The sequence below is a fragment of the Glutamicibacter sp. BS14 genome, from assembly GCF_056934375.1.
In genome coordinates this window covers 499,036-520,021 of record NZ_CM167801.1, presented here as the reverse complement: position 1 = coordinate 520,021, position 20,986 = coordinate 499,036, and the positions used below count along the sequence as shown (strand labels likewise).

23 protein-coding genes and 1 tRNA gene are annotated in these 20,986 nt (G+C 61.9%); 13 read left to right on the top strand and 11 right to left on the bottom strand.

Annotation, left to right across the window (positions count from 1 at the left end):
• The first annotated feature begins 6 nt into the window (after positions 1-6).
• On the top strand, positions 7-177 hold the full coding sequence (locus AC1Z36_RS02500; RefSeq protein ID WP_013347422.1) for a hypothetical protein: 171 nt from the start codon (positions 7-9) through the stop codon (positions 175-177).
• Complete coding sequence (locus AC1Z36_RS02495; protein WP_105658676.1) at positions 174-818, top strand: anthranilate synthase component II; 645 nt, start codon at positions 174-176, stop codon at positions 816-818. The genes AC1Z36_RS02500 and AC1Z36_RS02495 overlap by 4 nt, the downstream gene beginning before the upstream one ends.
• 9 nt (positions 819-827) lie before the next feature.
• Here AC1Z36_RS02495 and pknB read toward each other — a convergent pair whose 3' ends face one another.
• The 7 genes from pknB to AC1Z36_RS02460 are packed head-to-tail and all read right to left on the bottom strand — an operon-like array spanning position 828 to position 10,089.
• Positions 828-2,747, bottom strand: coding sequence for a Stk1 family PASTA domain-containing Ser/Thr kinase (pknB, locus tag AC1Z36_RS02490; protein WP_483561623.1), 1,920 nt, complete (start codon positions 2,745-2,747; stop codon positions 828-830).
• Positions 2,744-4,552 (bottom strand): protein kinase domain-containing protein, encoded by a 1,809-nt coding sequence (locus AC1Z36_RS02485; RefSeq protein ID WP_105662197.1) that lies wholly within the window; start codon positions 4,550-4,552, stop codon positions 2,744-2,746. The genes pknB and AC1Z36_RS02485 overlap by 4 nt, the downstream gene beginning before the upstream one ends.
• On the bottom strand, positions 4,549-6,009 hold the full coding sequence (locus tag AC1Z36_RS02480) for a peptidoglycan D,D-transpeptidase FtsI family protein (protein ID WP_105662196.1): 1,461 nt from the start codon (positions 6,007-6,009) through the stop codon (positions 4,549-4,551). Before AC1Z36_RS02480 ends, AC1Z36_RS02485 begins: the two co-directional genes overlap by 4 nt.
• Positions 6,006-7,403, bottom strand: a complete 1,398-nt coding sequence (locus tag AC1Z36_RS02475) for an FtsW/RodA/SpoVE family cell cycle protein (RefSeq protein ID WP_105658672.1) — start codon at positions 7,401-7,403, stop codon at positions 6,006-6,008. The genes AC1Z36_RS02480 and AC1Z36_RS02475 overlap by 4 nt, the downstream gene beginning before the upstream one ends.
• Positions 7,400-8,794, bottom strand: coding sequence for a PP2C family protein-serine/threonine phosphatase (locus AC1Z36_RS02470; RefSeq protein ID WP_105658671.1), 1,395 nt, complete (start codon positions 8,792-8,794; stop codon positions 7,400-7,402). The genes AC1Z36_RS02475 and AC1Z36_RS02470 overlap by 4 nt, the downstream gene beginning before the upstream one ends.
• A gap of 3 nt (positions 8,795-8,797) precedes the next feature.
• On the bottom strand, positions 8,798-9,277 hold the full coding sequence (locus AC1Z36_RS02465) for an FHA domain-containing protein FhaB/FipA (RefSeq protein ID WP_105658670.1): 480 nt from the start codon (positions 9,275-9,277) through the stop codon (positions 8,798-8,800).
• Positions 9,274-10,089, bottom strand: coding sequence for an FHA domain-containing protein (locus tag AC1Z36_RS02460; protein ID WP_181148929.1), 816 nt, complete (start codon positions 10,087-10,089; stop codon positions 9,274-9,276). The genes AC1Z36_RS02465 and AC1Z36_RS02460 overlap by 4 nt, the downstream gene beginning before the upstream one ends.
• Before the next feature lie 283 nt (positions 10,090-10,372).
• Between AC1Z36_RS02460 and AC1Z36_RS02455 the strand changes: the two genes are divergently transcribed.
• A tRNA-Leu gene (locus tag AC1Z36_RS02455) sits at positions 10,373-10,456 on the top strand.
• 85 nt (positions 10,457-10,541) lie between these two features.
• Here the strand turns inward: AC1Z36_RS02455 and AC1Z36_RS02450 are convergent.
• Positions 10,542-10,997, bottom strand: a complete 456-nt coding sequence (locus tag AC1Z36_RS02450; protein ID WP_483561622.1) for a 2-thiouracil desulfurase family protein — start codon at positions 10,995-10,997, stop codon at positions 10,542-10,544.
• Positions 10,998-11,075: 78 nt separating this feature from the next.
• Here AC1Z36_RS02450 and AC1Z36_RS02445 point away from each other — a divergent pair, with 78 nt between their 5' ends.
• Positions 11,076-11,612: a YdeI/OmpD-associated family protein gene (locus AC1Z36_RS02445; RefSeq protein WP_402735394.1), complete on the top strand. Its 537-nt coding sequence runs from the start codon at positions 11,076-11,078 to the stop codon at positions 11,610-11,612.
• On the opposite strand, the gene AC1Z36_RS02440 is transcribed toward AC1Z36_RS02445, so the two are convergent.
• Together AC1Z36_RS02440 and AC1Z36_RS02435 are read right to left on the bottom strand one after the other, a co-directional pair.
• Positions 11,601-11,768: a hypothetical protein gene (locus AC1Z36_RS02440; protein WP_166650740.1), complete on the bottom strand. Its 168-nt coding sequence runs from the start codon at positions 11,766-11,768 to the stop codon at positions 11,601-11,603. The two genes, AC1Z36_RS02445 and AC1Z36_RS02440, sit on opposite strands and share 12 nt — an antisense overlap.
• 3 nt (positions 11,769-11,771) lie before the next feature.
• Positions 11,772-12,821 carry a LacI family DNA-binding transcriptional regulator gene (locus AC1Z36_RS02435; protein ID WP_483561621.1) on the bottom strand — a complete coding sequence of 350 codons (1,050 nt, stop codon included), beginning with the start codon at positions 12,819-12,821 and terminating at the stop codon, positions 11,772-11,774.
• 150 nt (positions 12,822-12,971) lie between these two features.
• On the opposite strand from AC1Z36_RS02435, the gene uriH reads away from it, so the two are divergent.
• From uriH to AC1Z36_RS02390, 9 genes are all read left to right on the top strand, one after another.
• Positions 12,972-13,943 carry a uridine-preferring nucleoside hydrolase UriH gene (gene uriH, locus AC1Z36_RS02430; RefSeq protein ID WP_105658665.1) on the top strand — a complete coding sequence of 324 codons (972 nt, stop codon included), beginning with the start codon at positions 12,972-12,974 and terminating at the stop codon, positions 13,941-13,943.
• A gap of 87 nt (positions 13,944-14,030) precedes the next feature.
• Positions 14,031-14,729 (top strand): dienelactone hydrolase family protein, encoded by a 699-nt coding sequence (locus AC1Z36_RS02425; protein WP_483561620.1) that lies wholly within the window; start codon positions 14,031-14,033, stop codon positions 14,727-14,729.
• 54 nt (positions 14,730-14,783) lie between these two features.
• Positions 14,784-15,215 carry a universal stress protein gene (locus AC1Z36_RS02420; protein WP_038992696.1) on the top strand — a complete coding sequence of 144 codons (432 nt, stop codon included), beginning with the start codon at positions 14,784-14,786 and terminating at the stop codon, positions 15,213-15,215.
• Positions 15,216-15,303: 88 nt separating this feature from the next.
• The gene (locus tag AC1Z36_RS02415; protein WP_359189300.1) at positions 15,304-16,020 is read left to right on the top strand and encodes a LysR family transcriptional regulator substrate-binding protein; all 717 of its coding nucleotides are present in this window, start codon (positions 15,304-15,306) and stop codon (positions 16,018-16,020) included.
• Positions 16,021-16,062: 42 nt separating this feature from the next.
• A complete protein-coding gene (locus tag AC1Z36_RS02410; RefSeq protein ID WP_105662190.1) occupies positions 16,063-16,851 on the top strand; it encodes an enoyl-CoA hydratase/isomerase family protein in 789 nt (262 codons plus the stop codon).
• A 14-nt stretch (positions 16,852-16,865) separates the two neighbouring features.
• On the top strand, positions 16,866-17,531 hold the full coding sequence (locus tag AC1Z36_RS02405; protein WP_332503170.1) for an alpha/beta hydrolase: 666 nt from the start codon (positions 16,866-16,868) through the stop codon (positions 17,529-17,531).
• A gap of 9 nt (positions 17,532-17,540) precedes the next feature.
• Positions 17,541-18,440 (top strand): PfkB family carbohydrate kinase, encoded by a 900-nt coding sequence (locus tag AC1Z36_RS02400; RefSeq protein WP_359189306.1) that lies wholly within the window; start codon positions 17,541-17,543, stop codon positions 18,438-18,440.
• On the top strand, positions 18,441-19,235 hold the full coding sequence (locus AC1Z36_RS02395) for an HAD family hydrolase (protein WP_105662188.1): 795 nt from the start codon (positions 18,441-18,443) through the stop codon (positions 19,233-19,235). It abuts the gene before it with no gap.
• Positions 19,232-19,951: a glycerophosphodiester phosphodiesterase family protein gene (locus AC1Z36_RS02390; protein ID WP_105658658.1), complete on the top strand. Its 720-nt coding sequence runs from the start codon at positions 19,232-19,234 to the stop codon at positions 19,949-19,951. Before AC1Z36_RS02395 ends, AC1Z36_RS02390 begins: the two co-directional genes overlap by 4 nt.
• 9 nt (positions 19,952-19,960) lie before the next feature.
• On the opposite strand, the gene AC1Z36_RS02385 is transcribed toward AC1Z36_RS02390, so the two are convergent.
• Positions 19,961-20,938, bottom strand: a complete 978-nt coding sequence (locus AC1Z36_RS02385) for a hypothetical protein (RefSeq protein ID WP_105658657.1) — start codon at positions 20,936-20,938, stop codon at positions 19,961-19,963.
• Positions 20,939-20,986: the final 48 nt, after the last annotated feature.

The following is a 20,986-nucleotide window of genomic DNA, read 5'->3' as shown; positions in this document are numbered from 1 at the left end:
GAAGAGATGTACGCCTGGATATTTAGAAATCTGCCCGGCCCTTTGTGGCTTCGTATTTTTGAAGCATTGATTCTCATTGCCGCGATCGTGCTATTACTGATGATGTACGTTTTCCCATGGCTGAACCAGTACATCAGCCCATTCACCGATTCAACGATTGGCCAGAGCACCCCGTGAGCAGCACCAGGATCCTCGTGATCGATAACTACGACAGCTTTGTGTACACCCTCGTGGGTTACCTGCAGGAGCTGGGCGCGGAAACCACCGTATACCGCAACGACGATTTGAGCGTTGGGGAAGCAACTAAGTTGGCTGCGGAATACGACGGTGTGCTGATCTCCCCGGGCCCGGGCGAGCCTGCAGGAGCGGGTGTCAGCATCGATCTGATCAAGTGGTGCGGGCAGCAGCGCAAGCCAATGCTCGGTGTCTGCCTTGGGCATCAGGCGCTCGCTGAAGCCTATGGCGGCACGGTCACGCACGCCGAAGAACTAATGCACGGCAAGACCTCGCTGGTGAGCCACGAAAACCACCCGGTCTTCAACCAGGTAGCCAACCCCTTCACCGCAACGCGCTACCACTCCCTGGCAGCCGTACGCGAGAGCATCCCTGCTGAGCTTGAAATCATCGCTGCTACCGCCGGGGGAGTCATCATGGGGCTGGCGCACCGGGAAGCACCACTATGGGGCCTGCAGTACCACCCAGAGTCGGTGCTGACCGAGCAGGGATACCAGATGCTGGGCAATTGGCTGGAATTCGTAGGACTTCAGGGGGCAGCCAAGAAGGCCACGACCCTGAGCCCGCTCTTCAGCGGAGAGTAGCCTAGCAGCCTATCGGTCGCGCCCGTTTTCCCGTGGCGGGTTAGTCCGATCTGGCGGGCCGTTCCCATTGGAAGGAGCCGGAGCGTCACTGGTAGGCGAAGCACTGTCGGACGGATCATCGGATTCTTCTGAATCTGGAGATTCGGTCTCGCTGGGCGATGGTTCTTCACTTGGTTCTGGTGCCGGCGGAGCCTTGGCCACAGAAATCTTCACCAGGCTTCCCTGAGCCACGTCCTCGGAGGCCTCGGGGGACTGCTTGAACAAGGTTCCCTCAGGGTAGTCGTCGGTTGCCACCTCATCGAACCGAACTTCCAACCCGATGTCGTCCGCAGAGAGCTTCTCTTCAGCTTCCTCACGGCTCATCTCGGTAACGACCGGAACGGTCACCATGCCGGTAGAAAGGATCAGGTCGACTTCGCTGCCGGCCTTCACCTTGGAGCCCAGCTCCGGGCTGGTGCCAATAACCCAGTCGGTTGGAATGGTTGCAGAGTTCTCCCGGCTGACTTCACCCACTTCGAGGCCAGCTTCACGCAGGGCATCGCGGGCAGCCGTCTCGGACTGGTTCGCCAGATCCTTGGGAATCGTGCGCTGTTCCGAACCATCGGAAATGAACAGCGCAACCGTGGATTCCTTGGAAACCATGGACCCTTCTGCCGGGTCGGTTCGGGTCGCCTTGCCCTGCTCTACTTCATCACTGAATTCCCGCTCTACACGCACCTGGAAGGTGGAATCGCGCAGCAATTCACGTGCGTCGTCTTCGGACATCTCCAGGACCTTGGGCACAGCAACTGGGGCACGCTTTTCAGCCTCGGCCTGGATCGAGCGGATCACCAGGAAACTGGCGATACCCACAGCGATCAGGGCAATGATGGTCAGCAGGATGATCAGGCCGCGGTTGGACTTGTGCCGTGCAGGGGCCTCGGGAGCCTCATCTTCGACGAAGACCGGGTGCTGGCTGGTGCCTGGCGCTGACTGCGCGATGAACCCGGTTTCAGTCTCGCCGTGCATGCCGTATATCGGCAAGGTGTAGGTTGATGGTGCCGGTTCGTCATCATGGAATTCAATGCCGTTCAGTGCATCTTCCAACGCAGCCGCGAAAGCGCCTGCGCTCTGGAAACGGTCATCGCGTTCCTTGGACAGAACCTTGGAAACGATCGGGTCGAAGATCGGGTCAACGTCGTGCTTGACCTCGCTGGGCGCTGACGGAATCTCGCCAACGTGCTGGTACGCGACCGAAACCGGCGAATCACCGGTGAACGGGGGGCGCTGGGTCATCAGCTCGTAGAACAGGCAGCCAACAGAGTAGATATCCGAACGGAAATCGACCTGTTCGCCGCGTGCCTGCTCAGGAGAGAAGTACTGGGCGGTTCCCACCACAGCGGCGGTCTGCGTCATTGTCGCCGATGTGTCCAAGGCACGGGCTATGCCGAAGTCCATCAGCTTCACGTGGCCGGCATCGGTCACCATCACGTTGGCCGGCTTGATGTCGCGGTGGACGACATTGTTATTGTGCGAATGATCCAGGGCATTGCATACGCCGCGGGTGACGTGCACAGCGAAGGAAGCGTCGACATCGCCCGAAGCGATCACCTGCTTCAGAGTCCGGCCGGTCACGTATTCCATGACCATGAAGGGCAAGCGCTCACGGCTATGATCGGTAGCAGGCAGCTCGCCGGTGTCGTAGACGGCAACGATATTCGGATGGCTCAGGCCCGCGACGGCCTTGGCTTCACGGCGGAATCGATTGACCACCATGGGGTTGCTTGCGGTATCCGGGCGCAGCACCTTGACCGCGACCTTGCGCGAAAGCACATGGTCGGTGGCAAGATAGACATCCGCCATGCCGCCGCGGCCTACCAGCGATTCGATCTCGTAGCGATCGTTGATCAACCGTGGCAAGCCGGGGGGCAAGGCTTCGACTTCACTCATGGCGCTTCGCTTTGGTCCGGCTCTGCAGCTTCTGGGGATTCAGATGCCGACGGGGTAGCGGACTCGGATGCTTCGGGTTCTTCTGGGCCCATGGAAATATCCAGGGTCACCGTGGTGCCCGGCTCTACTTCGCTGCCGGCTGGAACGTCCTGCGCAAGCACCGTGCCAGCGACCGAAGAGTCATGGCGTTCCTCGCCCTTGGCCACGGCCAGCCCAGCGTCCTGGATGCGCTTCTGCGCAGCTTCGTAGCCCATGCCGGTTACCGAAGGAACGCCAACGGTTTCGGGAGCCATGGCGTAGGTAATCGAAATGGTTTCGCCCTTTTCGACGCTGCCGGTCGGGTTCAGCGAAATGACTTCGCGTGGGTCGTACTCATTGGTTTCCTGCGGGGTCGCGTCAACGACGAGGCCCTTGCCCTCAAGCTCTGCCGTCACGGTGTCGATATCCTGGCCCACCAGCGAGGCCGGAACCTCTACGTAGGTCACGGTTTCACTCGGGGTCGGGGAAGAGGACTCGGAGGTCTCCGATGCTTCGGTGGTTTCTTCCGAAGGATCGGTGGATTCCTCGGTCGGAGAAGGGGATTGGGAAACATCGGTGCTCTGCGTGACCGAAGCCGTCGGCTGATTGTCCTTGTCGCTGCTCATGGCAGGGATCAGCCACGCCAGCAAGGCAATCACGGCGGCCAGCGCGATGATCACGATCAGCGGGACCAGCCAAGGGCTGCGTTTGGCCCCGGCCTCGCCAGCCGGATCCTGGGTATCCACGTCCTCGTCATCGAATCCGCCGGCTGCGGCACTGGACCCGGAGAAACCGCTGGTAGCGCCGGCAGGTTCCACCACGGTTGGCATCGCATTGGTCATTGTCGGCGCGGAATCAGCACGCGGCACCACCTGGGTGGCGTCGTTACCCATGTTGACCACTTGGGTTGCGTCGGTGGCGATACCGGTGGCCAGCATGCCGGGAACGGCCAAGGTCGCGGTATTGGTATCACCGGAGCGCAGCGCATCGGCGGCCTTCGCCAGCGCCGTTGCGTCCTTCGGGCGATCCGACGGGTTCTTGGCCAGCATCGACATGATCAGCTGGCGTACCGGTGCCGGGATGGTGTCCGGCAGCGCCGGGGGAGCATCGTTGACCTGTGCCAGGGCGATGGCGATCTGCGATTCGCCGGTGAACGGGCGGCGTCCTGCCAGGCACTCGTAGCCGATCACGCCCAAGGCGTAGATGTCAGAGCTGCCGGTGGCGATCTGCCCGGTGGCCTGTTCCGGGGCCAAGTACTGGGCGGTTCCCATTACCTGCCCGGTGGCGGTCAGCGGAACCTGGTCAGCAAGGCGGGCAATGCCGAAGTCGGTGATCTTCACGACGCCCGAAGGCATCACCAGGATGTTACCCGGCTTCACATCGCGGTGCACCAGGCCGTGCTCGTGGGCTGCTGCCAGCGCGCGGGCGGTCTGCGCGATCAGCGAGAGCGTACGGTCCACGTCGAGCTTGCGCTCGCGCTCGATAATGGTGGACAGCGGCGGGCCGGGAACCAGTTCCATCACCAGATAGGCGGAGCCCTGTTCCTCGCCGTAGTCGAAGACGCCAGCGATGCCAGGGTGGTTCAGCAGCGCGGTGTGGCGTGCTTCCACGCGGAAACGCGTCAGGAAGCTCTCATTATCGGTGTATTCCTCTTTGAGGATCTTGATCGCTACCAGACGTCCTAGGACCTGGTCTCGTGCCTTCCAAACTTCGCCCATGCCACCGATCGCAATGCGGTCGGTCAGCTTGTAACGACCGCCCAAGGTGGTGCCGGTTACTGGCCTCACTTGTTGAACACCGCCTCTAACATCGTCTTCATAAGTGCACCTGCCGTGTTGTGGCCGGTGTTGTAATCTACGTCTTGAATATTGACCGTGATGGCAACCTGCGGATCATCGGCCGGTGCGAAACCGGTCATCCAGGAGTTCACCATGCGGACTCCGTTCTCTGACGGTCGCTGCGAGGTGCCGGTCTTGGCTCGGAAATCCACGCCGGGAACGCGGGCATTCATGGCCGTACCGCTCACAACCGGGCCTTCCATCAGCTCGGTGAGCTGTTCGGCAACTTCCGGGGTGGTGGCCGTGGAGAACTTCTCCGGCTTCGGGTCCTCGATAACTCGAAGATCCGGCGCGATGACCTTGCCGATCAAATTCGGCTTCATGATCACGCCGTCATTGGCGATGGCCATGGCGGCCATGTTCATCTGCAGCGGAGTAGCCTTGTTTTCCCATTCGCCGATTGCCATCTGCGCCATCTGCGCTTCATTGGCCTCAGCAGAAGGGAACTCGCTTGGAACAACATTCTGCGGGATGCTCAGCTGCTGCCCGTAGCCGAAGCGCTCGGCAACCTCGGTGAAGGCATCCTTGCCGACGGTCTGGCTGATTTCCATGAACGGGGTGTTGCAGCTCTGGGCAAAGATGAACTCGAGCCTTGCCCGGGTATCCCGCGCGCAGATGCCCTCATTGAAGTTGTTCATCTTAGCGGTCGAATGCGGATAATTCACCGACACCGGATTGTCGATGGGGGTTTCCATATCGAACTTGCCCGATTCCAGGGCCGCAACGGTGCTGAGGATCTTGAACGAGGAACCTGGGGTCACCGGGTTGCTGATGGCCGGGTTCCGGTAGGGGCTCAAGCCGTCGGTGTTGCTGATGTCCTTCAGGTTCTGGGCCGCCTGGGAGGTCGAGTGCACCGCCAGCAGGTTGGTGTTGTAGCTTGGCTTGGAAGCCATCGCCAGGATGTCACCGGTCTTCGGATTGGTCACGATGATCGTGGCCTTCAAGTCGTCAGGAATCGCTTCGAAGGCAGTCTTCTGCAACTGCCCGTCAATGGTCAGCTCAACCGAGGCGCCTTCGGAACGGGTACCGGTGAACATGGCCGACAAGCGGTCGAAGAGCAGATCCGAGCTCGTGCCGGTCAGCCAGTCGTTCAGCTGCGATTCGAGTTGGGTGGTGCCATTCGCGAGCGAATAGTAGCCAGTCAGGTGGGCGTAGGTTTTCGCGTCGTGGTAAACACGCTGGAATTCGAACTGGCCATCATCGGTCGGAACGGATTCGGCAATCGGCTTGCCGTCGACCAGGATCGCGCCGCGGGGCAGGTCGAACTCGCGGTAGAGTTCGCGCTTGTTCAGCGCATTCTCCGAGAGCGGCTTGGCGTCGAAGAACTGGATGTAGCTCAGTCCACCCAGGCAGATGACGAACAGGACGGTTAGCGCAACCCAAACGCGCTTGATTGCATGATTCACTTTTTCGTCACCGCCTTGGTGCTGGAGGTAAGGGCCGTGCTGGCACTTGCAAATTCATCGGTTGGTCCTACGCCGCCAGTCTTCGGGCGGCGCGAGTTGTGGGAGATCAGGAGCAGCAACGCGATGATGATCCAGTTCGCCAGCAGCGATGAGCCGCCGGCGGCCATAAATGGCGTTGCCAGGCCGGTCAGCGGGATCAGCCGGGTGACGCCTCCGATGATCACGATGCATTGCAGGCCCAGGGTGAAGGACAGGCCTGCAGCCAGTAGCTTGCCGAAGGTATCGGCCGAGCCCAAGGCGGCCCGCAAGCCACGGGAGACCAGCAGCATGTAGAGCAGGATGATCGCGGCCACGCCGATCAGGCCAATTTCTTCGCCGAAGGAGGCAATGATCATGTCGGAGTTGGCCAGCGGAACACGGTAGGGGGAACCCGCGCCCAGGCCGGTGCCGAACAAGCCGCCGTCAGCCATGCCGAATAAGCCTTCTACGATCTGCATGCTGCCACCCTTGGCCTGGTAGATCGCAGGGTCAAAGGCGTTGAGCCAGACGTCCAGGCGGCGGGTCACGTGGCCCATGGTCAGGCCCGCGACGATGCCTCCGGCGACAACCATCAAGGCACCGATGAGCACCCAGGAAATACGCGCGGTTGCCACGTAGATCATCACGATGAACAGGCCGAAGAAGAGGATCGCGGAACCGAGGTCTCGCTGCACCACGAGCACGCCGATGGAGAGCAGCCAAGCGATAACCATCGGAGCCATATCCCGCAGGCGGGGCAGCTGCAGCGGTCCGAACTTGCGGCCAGCCATCAGGATCAAGTCGCGGTTCGACGAGAGATAACCGGCGAAGAAGATCGACAAGGTGATCTTCGCGAGTTCGCCTGGCTGCAGCGAGAACATGCCCATGCGGATCCAAATGCGGGCACCGTTGATCGTGACACCCAGTTTGGGAATCAACGGAAGCAGGAGCAATACGACCGATAGCAGCAGGGCGATATAGGTAAACCGACGCAGCAGGCGGTGGTCCTTGATTGCCCAGAGAACGACCGAAGCAATGACGATGGCAATGGCAGTCCAGAGCAGCTGGCGCGCCGACTGGGACGTTCCTTTAGCCAGGTCAATGCGGTGAATCATGGCTAAGCCAAGGGAGTTCAACGCAATCGTAATCGGAAGTATTACTGGATCGGCATATTTGGCGAAGATGCGCAGCAGCACATGAACCGTCAGGGATAGTGCCGCCAGGATGCCCATCTGCACGTAGAAGTCGGTGTTGTCGACATCCTCGGTGGAGCTGCCCACCAGATAGAACGCGGCACCGCCCACGCAGAGGGCCAGCAGCACCAGCAGCAGCTCGAGATTGCGCCGAGGCACCGGTGCGGTTTGCACTTCGGTCATTGCATTATCTCCTGGCAGTAGGCGGGCAGTTCGAGCTGGTTGGCGGAATCCGAGGATCCGGGAACGGTGACCGGGCAGTTCTGCTTCGCGGTGACCAGGAGTTCCTGGATGATCATCTGGGCATGCTGCTGGTTCTCTGCCGAGATGGTCGATTCAACGCGGTGGCGTGAATACTCCGGCAGGGCTTCGAGCGGCACCTTGCTGACTGTGTCGACCTCGGAGAGCGAAATCGGTCCGAGCTCCTGGGGAACGCCCTTGTAGATTGCGACCTTTCCATCGACAGTGCCAACAAAGTACTGGGTCTGGGTCCACATGTAGCCCCAGACGCCCAGGGCAATGACGAAGAAAGCCGTCAAGGTCAGCAGGATCGGCATCATCCAACGGCGCTGCTGCACCGGAGCATCCAGTGGATCCAGCACCTCGCCGGCCGCCGGGGAACGGTGGGTCAGCAAGGCAGCTGCACGGCGTTCGCCGGTGTGCTGGGTCACCACCGGGATCTGGCCGGTTTGCGTCGCAAGCTGGGCGGCGCCCACCAGCAGGTGGGGACGCTGGGAAATCTCATGGCGGAGCAGCGAAGCGCTGGCTTCGACATCGCCTTCGGCGGCAATGGTGAGCTGGCCGGTATCCGGTGCGGGTTCTGGTTCGGCGGGCGCTTCGCCTTCGACGACAGCGTTTTCGACAACCTCGAACATCACCACGGTGACGTTATCCGGCGCACCATTCTTCAAGGTGATGGCAACCAGGTCGTTGACCGCTTCATCCATATCGGCGGTAGTGCGGATGATCTGCTCGATTACCGGAACCGGCACCGCGTCGGTGAGTCCGTCAGAGCACAGCATCCAGCGTTCGCCGGGTTCTGCCTCGAATTGGTCGACATCGAGTTCCGGGGAGGCATCCGAGTCGCCCAGCACGCGCAAGAGCACGTTCTTATGCGGGTGGACCTCGGCCTCGGCCGGCTTGATGCGGCCTTCGTCGACCAGCCGCTGCACGAAGGTATGGTCCTTGCTGATCTGCTCGAAGACCCCGTGCTTCAAGCGGTAGGCGCGGGAGTCGCCGATGTGCGCCATGTGCAGGGTACTTCCCGAGAGCAGCAGGGAAGTGACGGTGGTACCCATCCCCGAAAGCTTCGGGTTGGCGCCGACGAGTTCATTCAGCACCAAATTGGCGGCCTGGATCTCATCCGGCAGGGCATTTTGCGGATCTGCGGTGCCATCGTGGTCCAGATGCACCAAATCAAGCACGGTGGAGGCTGACGCCACGTCACCGCCGACGTGTCCGCCCATGCCATCGGCAAGCACCGCGAGGTACGCGCCGGCGTAGGCGGAGTCGTCATTCTTCTTGCGAACCCGCCCCACGTCGGATTTCGCAGCAAATTTTAGTTTGAGGGCCATAGGCTAGGGCTTCAATTCCAGGACAGTCTTTCCGATGCGGATTCGCTGGCCGGGCTCCACTGCCTGGGCGCGTGAGAGCTGGTTGTCACCCACGAAGGTGCCGTTAGTTGAGCCGAGATCTTCAATGAACCAGCGCGATCCCTGCGGGAACAGGCGGGCATGGCGTCCCGAAGCGTAGTCATCATCGAGAACGACGGTGGCATCCTGAGCTCGCCCGAACATGATCGGTTGGCCGCGGAGGGGAATGCTGCTGCCGGCCAGTGGGCCCTCAACAACTTCCAATGACGTGGCGGCCTTGCGCGCAGGCACTTCTGGTTCCGCCAGCTCTGGATTCTTCTTCAGTTCCCGAGCGCTGGGCTTGCCGGTGCGTGCCCGCGATCCGATGGCCAAGTCGCGGCGCATCGATCCGACAACGCTTAATACGAGCAGCCATATGAGGACCAAAAAGCCCAATCGGAACAAGCTTAGAACCAGGTCGTTCACGCGCGGCCTCCGTTGTTCGAGGTAATCAGCCGAAAGACGATTTTTGTCTGTCCGATAGTAATGATCGAACCGTCAAATATACGGGTTTCTTCCGAAATCTTCTTGCCGTCCACGTAGGTTCCATTGGTTGAACCCAGATCGGTGACGACGAAACTGGTTTTGCCACGGGTTTCGACGCGCACATGCTGGCGGGAAACGCCGGAATCATCCACGGGAATATCGGTGCTGGCCGAACGGCCCAGCACGATGGAGTGGTGATGCAGGGCATAGCGCTGTCCAGCGACCTCAAGAATTGCCTGCTTCTGCATGGGCTTCTTGGGGATCTCTGCAATCGGACGGACCGATGGACGTGGCTGTGCGGTTGTCGGCGGGGTGGCGGATGGCGCTGCGGGCGCTGCTGCTCGCTCTTTTACCGGAGCCGAGGCTGCTGGGCGCGAGCTGGACTCCTTGACCGAGCTGGCAATCTCCATTTCTCCGGGCTTGAAATCGTCCTTGGAAACAAAATGGATCGTGATGTCGCCGTGGACCGAGTAGTCCTGGGCTGCCGCATGCTCAGCGGTGACCTTTGCCATTTCGTTGACGACGCCCCGCCCCCAACCCTGCGCGGTGTTGTAGTCCTTGGTGCTCAGCGAGACAACGAAGTCATTGGCTGCAAGGCTGCGGCCCTCGCTGATTGGCATGATTCCGCGGTCCATGTCATTGCGTAGCGCGGTAGTCAGTTCGACTGGCTTGAGATCTGCGGTGCTGGTGCCACGAAAGAAGCTAGTGACGACCTTCTCTAAGCCGCGTTCGACATTGTCGAGAAAGCCCATTATTCGTGCTCCTTCCTTAGGGTCCATGGCTGGTTATTGCGAGCCTGCATTCACGCCGTCCAAGCTGTGAACACAGAACTTCATATTCGATCTTACTGTTTTCAGCTGTGCAAATGCCGAAAAATCCTTGAGCGGCTCAAGTGCGTCAATATCAACGATAAATGCCCCAAAAAGGTTTCCCATGTGTCCCTAACCACAAATCAGGGTTTCGATTAGGTGAACGGAAAATGAGTGTGTAAGCTATTTCTTGTTGCAAAGAACGATGGCAACGAAAACAGAATATGCGCGAGTGGCGGAATTGGTAGACGCGCTGGCTTCAGGTGCCAGTGATCGCAAGGTCGTGGGGGTTCAAGTCCCCCCTCGCGCACAAATGGAAAATAACCCTTGATCTTCGGATCGAGGGTTATTTTTTTGTTTAAAAGAGCAACTGAATCGTTATCTTGCAGGGTGTGTCAGTTTGCCGGTGGCGCGCTGACATTGACGCCCCGGCGCTTGAGCAGGGCGGCCAGTACGCCATCGCCTGCAACGAGTTTTCCGGTGTGCGAGCCATCGTAGATGGTGCCGCAGCCGCACGAGGGGCTGCGATCCTGCAGGATCGCCTCGGTGATTCTCTGGTGCTGGACTAGATCCGAAACCTTCTGGGCACCAGCTATGAACTGCCCGCTGATGTCCTCGCCGTTGATGTCGATCACGCAGGCCCGGCCTTCCAGCACGTCGTGGCCATCGCCACCGACAATCTCCGCTGGCGGACGCGGAGTAGGGAGCTCACCCAATTCCTCAGCGCAGGCCGCAACGGCTTCTCCTCGTGCCACGGCCTCGACGATGGCAGGGTTTGTCTTCGCCTTGCCGTTGTAGCGGCAAGGGATGCCGGCCAGGCAGGAACTAACGAGCAGCGGAGGTTGGGTCATAACAGCAGTCTAGCCACGTGGAAGCGCAATGCCGCCGTGCCATAGACTGCCCTTGGACAACGGAGAAGGGGAATTCCCATGGCGGCATCCAATGAGATATTCGAACTGAATGGAACTGCAGATCTGGTCAACGATCGGAAGATAATCAGGCTCGACCAGGAATCCAGCGACAAATTGCCAAGCCGCGGACAGGTTGCGGTGGAACTTCTCCAGGCGCATGAAGGCCACGTGGTCGTGATAGATCCCGACGGGCGCCGAGGCCACTGGTTGGCCCTCGATGGACAGGGCGCGCCCCAGCTGTTGGCCGAGGCGGGGGATCAAGTGGAATTGACCGCCCGGGTCGCCCGAACTTGGCCGGAAACAGGCATTCCGCAGGACCTGGCCAGTGCCCTGGGCGAGGCTGGGGATCTGGATGAGATGTGGGCAGGGCTCACTGCCATGGCCCGCTGGGAATGGGTACGCTGGATCGGTGCGACCAAGAACCCTTCCACGCGCGAACGCCGAGTGGAGGCCAGTATTTCCAAGCTGCGTGATGGCAAGCGCCGGCCGTGCTGCTTCGATTTGTCCTCATGTACCGATCCCGAAGTTTCGAAGAGCGGAAAGCTAATCCAGTAGCACCCAGCTGCGCGCGGCGGATTCGATGCCGGTGCCCGGTGGGGTTGCCGGGCCGGTAATGAGGCCCAGCACTCCGCTGGACATGACGATCAGGCCCAAAGCAATCAGCAGGGCGATGGCGGCAGTGACCTTGGCAGGCCATTTATGCATGTTCACCGGCTAGTCTCCTTTGTTGCCCAGCGTCGATCCGCGGACAATCAACGAACTGGGCAGCATTGTCTGCAGTGGGTCAGGGGTTTTTCCATCGAGCAGCGCGCGCAGCTTCAATGCGGCCTGGCGCCCGCCTTCCTGGGCGTTGAGCTGCACGGAAGTGATGGAAGGGCTGGACGTCGCCGAGTAGGGAAGGTCGTCGAATCCGGCCACCGCAAGCTGCTGCGGAATGCGGATACCAAGCAGGCGCGAAGCATGCAGCACGCCGAAAGCGTGGTTATCGGTTGCGCAGCCCAGTGCGGTCACGCCCGATTCATGCCACTTGGGCCAATGCTGGCCAAAGGCTGCTGAAGCCTCAGTGACGTCGATCATCGAGTTGGCAACAGAAGATGGCAGCACTTCGATGCCGTACTCCCTTGCCGCCGCCAGGAAGGCCTCGCGGCGCACTGCCAGGGTCTCGGTGCCGGTGCTGGCATCCAGGTAGGCGGCCTTGGTGTGTCCCTGTGCAGCGAAATGGGCTACGACTTCCCGCGCTCCCTGGGCGACGTCCATATTCACGGCAGGAATCGATGGATCGATGCCCGGGGCATCCAGGGCCACCAGCGGGAGGTTGCTCGAAATTTCCTCGAGGAAATCCTGGCTTGGGGCATGGACCAGCAGCCCGGCCGGACGGAGGCCCATGATCTTCCTCGTTTCGCTGGCGCTGGGGGAGACGCCGGCATCCGTGACCGAGAGTAGGAGCTGGTAGTCGCTAGCCAATACCGAGCGCACGCCAGCGATCACCTTGGCAAAGAAGGGGTTGGAGATATCCGGGGCCACCAGGACCACCAGCGAACTGACGCCCTTGGCCAGCGAGCTGCCGATGCTGTCGACGAAGTAGCCCAATTCGCGAATTGATTCACGCACGCGCTGCTCATTCGCGGCCGAGACCCGGCCCGCCGACTTCCCGTTGGCAACAAGAGAGACCGTTGCGGTGGAAACGCCGGCGTGTTCGGCTACCATCGCTGCGGTCACGCGGCGTGGAGCGCGCGAGTTGCCGGACTTCTCACCATTCTTCATGGCTCCATCGTAGTCGGAGTTGTGACACGCGACAGCTTTGCGTTAAGCGCTTGACGATAGCATGGGGACGCGAAAGAATTATCAAAGGATGCCTATCCGCCCCCACGACTTAGCTACCGGCCACCAGCTGGCAGAGCGAAGGAAGAAGCCATGACCCAGGACAGCAATGCCCCGCGCAAGATCATTTTGGACTGCGACCCGGGTCATGATGACGCCGTGGCAATGATTCTTGCCCATGGCAATCCCAAGATCGACCTGCTGGCCGTGACCACCGTGGCCGGCAACCAGACCCTGGATAAGGTCACTGCCAACGCGCTGGCCGTGGGTACCATCGCCGGCATTACCGGCATTCCCTTCGCGGCCGGCTGCGCCCGTCCGCTGGTGCGCGAAGTGGAAACCGCGGGAGACGTCCACGGGGATTCCGGGATGGACGGGCCGGCCCAGCCGGAGCCGGGCATCGAACTCGATGGGCGCCACGCCGTGGACGTCCTCATCGACCTGGTGATGAGCCATGAACCCGGCGAAATCACCTTGGTGCCCACCGGCGCATTGACCAATATCGCTTTGGCGGCCCGGAAGGAACCGCGCATCGTTGAACGCGTGCGCGAAGTGGTGCTGATGGGCGGCGGCTACCACACCGGCAACTGGTCGGCGGTGGCAGAATTCAATATCAAGATCGATCCTGAAGCTGCGCACATCGTCTTCAACGAGGCCTGGCCGGTGGTGATGGTCGGATTGGACCTGACCCACCAGGCGTTGGCCACCTCCGAGGTGGTTGAACGCATCGAGAAGATCGGCACCGGCCCATCGACCTTCGTGCGCGAGCTGATGGACTTCTTCGCCCGGGCCTACCGAGACCACCAGGGCTTCGATGCACCGCCGGTGCATGACCCATGCGCCGTGGCCTACGTGATCGACCCGGATATCGTTCGCACTGTCAAGGCCCCGGTCAGCGTTGAGCTGCGTGGCGAGCTGACCTTGGGGATGACCGTCACGGACTTCCGCGCGCCGGCTTCCGCCGACTGCAATACTTCCGTGGCGGTGGACCTGGATCACGAAGGCTTCTGGAATCTGGTGGTCGATGCGCTGGAACGTATCGGCGAGGTCACGCTCGGAAAATAGAACAACTTTGGCGCAATGTGGGGCAGGTCAATGCCAATGGCGTCCAGACCTGCATAAACTGGAGACACACGCAGAGCAGGAGGCACCATGGCGGACAAAACCCCGCACGAGAACGTGACTTTCCCTTCTTCAGGCGCGCAAGCGCATGGCTATCTCGCCTTGCCGGAGTCCGGCAAGGGCCCTGGGGTCATCGTGATCCAGGAATGGTGGGGTCTGACCGACCATATCCGCGACGTTGCCGACCGGCTGGCCGCGCAGGGCTTCGTGGCTCTGGCTCCGGACCTCTATGGAGGCTGGATCACCCACGACGGTGAAGAAGCCGGGCAGATGATGTCCCAGCTCCCGGAAGCCGCCGGGGCCCAGCTATTGAGCGGTGCCGTGGACTACCTGCTGGCCAATGAGCACGTCACCAGCGAGAAGCTGGGCGTCATCGGCTTCTGCATGGGTGGCGGTTTCGTGCTGCAGATGGCTGCCCAGCAAGGCGGGAAAATTGCCGCGGCCGTGCCTTTCTATGGCGTCGGCCAGGGTGTGCCCAACGATTTTTCCGGAGTCCGCGCGGCCATCCAGGGCCACTACGCGAACCTGGACCAGATGTACTCGCCGGCTCAGGCGAAGGCTCAGGAAGAGCAGATTCGCCAGGAATCAGGCGCGGAAGTCCAGTACTTCTACTACGACGCCGATCACGCATTCCACAACGACGAGAACCCTGCCGGCAACTACGATCCCGAACAGGCTGCCATCGCATGGCAGCGCGCCGTGGACTTTTTACAGGCTAAAGTGGCCTGAAGGCCATAAAGTGTTACCCATCACTTAATGCATCACTCATATAAGGAGAACAATATGTCTGAAACCATCATCGTAGGCGTAGACGGTTCCGAAACCGCACAGCGCGCAGCCCGCCGCGCTGCAGAACTCGCCGTCAAGCTCGACGCTGACCTGGTGGTCATCACCGCTCACGCTTCGGATAACACCGAGGTCGTTTCCATCGGTTCCGATACCTGGATCCTGGATGACGCAGAGCAGGCCCGCAAGCTCGCCCAGCGCGTAGCCAACGACGTGAAGAACGCTGTGCCAGGCGTCAAGATCACCGCTGCTGCCGGCCACGGCAAGCCAGGTGACGTGCTGATCTCCGACGCCGAGGACCGCAAGGCTTCGATGATCGTTGTCGGCAACGTGGGCATGAAGGGCCTGGGCCGCGTGCTCGGTTCGGTAGCTTCCTCGGTGGCCCACTCGGCACCATGCGACGTTCTGGTCGTCAAGACCGACAAGTAGGCCTCCCCGGCTTGCGCGGACGCAGGCGGGCACCGGTTCACCGGTGCCCGCCTGCGCCATTTAACCCGGCAGAGCGTAGGCTTAACCCGTGCAGAAACTTCGAATCGCCTACGCAACCGGCGTCACCCCCGGCAAATGGATGGACCGCTTCCAGGAACGCTATCCTGCCATCGAGCTGAAAGCCTGGCGCCTGGATGAGGGGGAAATCCTGGATCTGCTGGCCAATGGCGAGGCTGACGCAGTATTCGTGCGCTATCGCGGCGACTCGCCCAAGGACGCAACGCGCCACGTCATCCCGCTTTACGAGGAACTCGAAGTGGTCTGCGCGGGCAAAGACCACGACGTGGAGTACTTCGAAGAATCCGTTCCGCTGGAGACCGTAGAGTCCTTCCCGCAACTCGACTTGGCCGACTACCCGGAATCCGTGGGCGGCATTCCGGTAGCGATGGAAGTTGTCGCTTCCGGCGCCCAGGTGCTGCGCACCACGCAGTCCATTGCCCGGCTCTTCGCCCGCAAGGACGTGGTGGTGCGCTTCATTGAAGACGGTTCGCCAACCCAGGTGGGCATCGCCTGGCCTACCGCCACCGAAGACACCGCCTTGCTCGAAGAATTCATCGGCATTGTGCGCGGACGTACCGCCAGCTCATCGCGCCAGACTTCGGTGCGCAAGCAGGAGCAGAAGGCCAAGCGCGTCAATGAGCAGAAGAAGGCCAAGGCGAAAGCCCAAGCCAAGGCAAAACAGCAGGCCAAGAGCTCATCCAAGAAGCCGCAGGGTGCCAAGGCAAAGCCACGCAAGCACCGCTGACAATCCAATACGTGACGCGCGTTACGTGAGAGAGTTAGGGGTATGAAGCAATTCGATACCCTCAGCCTGAGCACCCAGGGCTCGGCCCTCATCCTGACCGTCAACCAGCCGAAGTCGCTGAACGCGTTGGCAAAAGAGGTCGTCAACGACCTTGAAGCCTTCCTGGACTGGTTCGAGGCCACCGGCTATGAATACCGCGGCGTGATCCTCACCGGTGCCGGCGAGAAGTCCTTTGTCGCCGGCGCCAATATCGTGCAGCTGCGCGAAATGGACCCGGCGGCGGCGCTGGCCTACGGGCGCCAGATGCACGCGGTCACCGAACGCCTGGAGAAGCTGCAGGTTCCAGTGATCGCCGCAGTCAACGGCTTCGCCCTGGGCGGCGGCTGCGAACTCGCCCTGGCTTGCGATTTCATCTACGCTTCCGAGACGGCCAGCTTTGGGCAGCCGGAGGTCAACCTCGGGCTGGTGCCCGGCTTTGGCGGCATGGTGCGCCTGCCGCGACGTGTCGGCAACGCGATGGCCCGTGAATTGGTTTTCACCGGCCGCCGCATCAAGTCCGAGGAAGCATTGCGCATTGGCCTGGCCAACCGCGTTGTCCCGGCCGGGGAACTGATTGACCAGGCCGTGGCCACCATCGAGGAGATCGCGAAGGTGGCACCGACGGCCGTTGGCAATGCCAAGGCCGCGATGGTGGACATGGACGCGCTGAACACCCATGACGCCCTGCTGGTTGAAGCACAGTCCTTCCAGCAGGCCTTCGGAACCGCCGACTCGGTGGAAGGCCGTGCCGCCTTCGTCGAAAAGCGCGCCGCGGTCTTCCCGGGCAACTAGCCGGGGCGCCGACCATGCACTACGGGGCGCACCCGGACCAGCAGGTCCAGTTCTACGAGCCGGAACGCACCACCGCTCGCGGAGCGGTGATGATCATCCACGGCGGATACTGGCGTGAAAAGTACACCGCTAGCCTCGGCGTGCCCCTGGCAGAGGATCTCGCCGCCCGCGGGATCCCTGCCTACAACCTCGAATACCGGCGTGGGCCGGGCAGCGCGGCGAAAATGCTGGCCGATGCCCGGCTCGCGCTGGGCCTGGTCAAGGAAGAAGGGCCGATCACGCTGATCGGCCATTCAGCCGGAGCGCAATTGGCCTGCGTGCTGGCCGCCCATGATGCACGGGTCTCCCAGGTGATCAGCCAGGCCGGGGTCCTGGACCTTGAAACGGCGCAGCGCCTGAAGCTCAGCGGCAGCGCAGTGGACGAGATGCTCGCAGGCGCGCCATTGGGCGCCTGCAATCCGGTGGAATTATGGCCAATGCATGCCCGTGTCGTAATCTTTCATGGACGGGACGATGGCGATGTTCCGGTAAGAATTGCCCGTATCGCAGCCCAGAAAGCGGCTGCGCTCGGACAGGAGCACAGCTTCTCGCTGTTCGCGGGCGACCACTACACCTGGATCGATCCGCACAGCAGCCAATGGGCTGCCTGCGTGCGTGCCCTGTCCCCACTGCACTACTGAAGGAGCAGCATGAACCCGACCGTGATCGGCGAGGCCCTCGTTGACGTCCTGGCCTCCGGCATTGCCCCAGCCCAGGAGTTCGTTGGCGGCAGCCCGTTGAACGTCGCGGTTGCGCTCTCCCGCCTGGGGTACCCGGGAACCTTGATTTCCCGCTGGGGCGCCGATGACAAGGGCCGCAAGATCGAGGATTACCTCAAGGACAACAACGTGGCATACCTGGGCGGAGCCGATGACCAGGCCACCGTCATTGCCCATGGCATCCTCGACCCGGCCGGCGGCGCGGCCTTCGCGTTCAACGCCTACTGGCAGATGCCGACCATCGGGCCGGAGCTGGCCCAGGATGCCGAGCTGGTGCACACCGGCTCCATCGCCACCCTGTTCAGCCCCGGAGAACTGCTGCCGCTGCTTTCGGCCGCGCGCACCCATGCCACCATCAGCTACGACCCGAACCTGCGCCCGTCGCTGGTCACCAACCATTCGCAGACCGTGGCCGAGGTCGAGCGATTCGTCGGCCAGGCCGACGTGGTGCGGGTCTCCGGCATCGACCTGAAGTGGCTGTACCCGATGCGCTCGGTCCAGGACTCGGCCCGTGCCTGGCTGGACATGGGTCCGGCGATCGTGGTGTCCACCGCAGGCTCGCGCGGGTCCTGGGGCGTCGTTCGCGCCGGCGACGCCGAATTCACTGCGCCGTCGGTGGAAGTCACCGATACCGTGGGTGCCGGCGATACCTTCACCGCCGCGCTGCTGTGCTGGCTGGCCGAACATGGACTGATTGGCGCGGCCAACCGCGAAAAGCTGAACCAGCTGCAGATTGCGGAGCTTTCGCGAGCCCTGGAATTCGCGGCCCTGGCCGCCGCGGTGACCGTGCAGCGTGCCGGGGCGAACCCGCCACGCCGCGAGGAGCTGTAGATGATCAAGCTGATCGCCTCGGACCTCGACGGCACCATTGTCGCCAAGGACGGCACCATCTCCGAACGCACCCAACGTGCCTTCATCCAAGCCCGCGACGCTGGCATCCAGATCGTCTTTGTCACCGGACGCCCCTTCCGCTGGCTGAGCCCGATCATTGAAGCCTTCGGCGGGATGGGCACGGTCATCTGCTCCAATGGCGCGGTGCTCTACGACCTGGAACAAGACGAAGTGATCTGGTCGCGCACGCTCAGCGCGGCTACCGCGCGGCGGGCGAGCGAAATCATCCTGGAGCTGGAACCGCGCGCGTCCTTCGCTGCCGAGACCACCAAGGGGCTGCACCTGGGTGAAGGCTTTGCCGACCGCCACCACAACTTCGGGGTGCAGGCAGTCCTGGATCTGACTAGCGAGTCAATTGATTCCGAGGGCATCGTGAAATTCCTTGCCCGCTCCCAGCACCTGCCGATAGACAAGTTCTATTCCTCGGTTGAGCCGCAGCTGGCAGAACTGGTATCGGTGACCCACTCCGCCTTCGACGTTTCCCTATTGGAAATGGCGCATGTGGATATCCACAAGGCCACCACGCTGCATGAATACTGCCAGCGCCTGGGAATTGCCGCAGCTGAAGTGATGGCCTTCGGCGACATGCCCAACGACATCGAAATGCTCGAATACGCCGGCCACGGCTACGCGATGTCCTCCGGACACCCCATGGCGCTGGCCTCCGCCCGCTTCCGTGCACCCTCGCTGGCCGATGACGGCGTAGCCCAGGTCATTGAAGGCCTGCTGAAATGACCTACGCCTTTTCGCACCGCGGCGTACGCACGGGCAACGAGGAAAACACGCTGGCAGCCTTCCAGCGCGCCGCAGACCTGGGCATCACCCATCTGGAATCGGATGTGCACGCCTCAGCCAACGGCACGGTCTACCTGTTCCATGACCAGAGCCTGGACCGGGTGACCGACGCGAGCGGGAATTTCAACGACTTCACCGACGAGCAGCTGGCAATGGTGCGGGCCGGAGGGGAACCGCTGTGCACGCTTGATGCACTGCTCGATGCGTTCCCGCACGCCACACTGAACCTGGACGTCAAGGACGAGCACGTGATCGGCCCGCTGGCCGAGCTCATCGAGCGCAGGAAAGCCCATCGGCAAATTGCCCTCGCGTCCTTCTCCACGGCACGCAGCGCCGCGGTCGGCCACCTGCTTTCCGCTCCGATACGGCGCTCGCCGGGTCAACGGGAAATTGTCGCCATCTGGCTGTGCGCCCACCTGCTGGGCTGGGTTCCCAAGCGGCTGCTGGCAGGCTTCTGGGCGGTCCAGGTGCCGCTGAACCAGGGCATGCTGCCGGTAGCGACCCGTCGATTCATCAAGGCGGTCCACCGAGCCGGCGCCCAGGTGCATGTCTGGGTCATCAACGACGAGCCGACCATGCGGCTGCTGATGGAGCGCAAGGCCGACGCCATCATGAGCGATGACGCGGCCTTGCTGGCCAGGGTTCTGGGCTCTTGAACTGCGGCCCTAGGAGATATCCAGGGTTCCCAAAACGGTCTCGGCGTGCTCCTGCAGTTGCTCGTCGCTGGCATCCAGGAGCAGGCGCAACCAGGTCTCGTGCTGCGACAGCGGCGCAACCAGGCAGGCTGGATTAATCAGGTCGTACAGCTCATCTGCTGAGCCGTAGGCAGAGAACTGGTCCAGGTACGCGAAAAGCACCTTCATCACGCGCTCATCACCGGTATCGCAATCCCACGCTTCGCACATGGCGGCCAGCGGCGTGTTCAGGGATGAGAAGGGGTGAGCCCAGTGCGCGGAGGACAGATTCAGGATGCGGCCGTGGTCTCCGGCCTCGGCAGGAACCACCACCTGCGACAGATCGAAGTTGCCGTGCTCGATGCTCAACGGCACCGCACCGGCATGAAGGGCAGCGGTGGCCCTCCTCAACTCATCGAGATGCGAAACCATCTTGTCCGCCATGGATCCATCCAGGTACAGCGGGTGTGCCGGGTCCAGGGACACATGCATCATCAGCGCCTGCTCGTACTGCTCGGGCAGGAACTGCGGGTCCACCACGGTGACCCCGGAATCAAAGAATTCTTCCTCGTGGCCCATCAGCGCGACCTGGAAGGAACCGAGCGAGGCCATGGCCAGCTCCCAGTTCTCCACCGAATCGCCCAGATCCGCCAGGGTGTGCCCGAAATCCGGGCTGAGCATGTAGCCGGCGATCCGGTCGATAGCCAGTGGCATCACCACGCGATCGGGCAGCAGCTGGCCGGCAGCGACCGTGGTCGCTGGTTCCGAAGCCAGCCCCGGAGCGTTGGCGCTGAAGATCAGATCTGCGGCACCGGTCTGAACCGCCGCCTGGATCTGGTGCAAATCTGCGGGCCAAAAATCCGGTCCTGCGGTGCGTTGAATGCCATATGCCTCGCACGCAGCATCGATCCACTCGGCGGTTGCCTCACGCCAGTCTTCGCTATTCCATACATCTATCCACTGAGCCACATTCTTATCGTAGTATGTCGAAGCAAGCGCGTTCAGTTGCTACGGTAA